This is a genomic window from Ciceribacter ferrooxidans (assembly GCF_004137355.1).
GTDB lineage: Bacteria > Pseudomonadota > Alphaproteobacteria > Rhizobiales > Rhizobiaceae > Allorhizobium > Allorhizobium ferrooxidans.
The window spans coordinates 1-250 of sequence record NZ_SDVB01000090.1 but is presented as its reverse complement, the minus strand read 5'-3'; the positions used below and the strand labels follow the sequence as shown (position 1 = coordinate 250).

1 protein-coding gene is annotated in these 250 nt (G+C 57.6%); it reads right to left on the bottom strand.

The genetic code is table 11. The annotated features are described in order from the left end of the window. A partial coding sequence (locus EUU22_RS25135) for an MBG domain-containing protein (RefSeq protein ID WP_165351050.1) occupies positions 1-250 on the bottom strand: 250 nt, incomplete at both ends.

Sequence of the window (250 nt, the reverse complement as noted above, 5' to 3'; positions counted from 1 at the left end):
ATATCGGCCGGATTGGACCAGTTAATCACCGGTGTCGCCTTCGTCACTGTTAGCGAGCCATTTACAAAGCTGAAGCTGTAATCAGCCGCGCTGAGCGTGCCCACCGTAATCGTGATCGGATAGCTGCCGACGCTGCTGTTGGTCACCGCGGTCGTACTGAGTGAAGTCGTGCCGCTCAGCACGCTGGACGTGTCGCCGTTAACAAAACCTGTAGGCGTGTAGGTGAGCGTCGGGTTCGTCGCCCGATAAC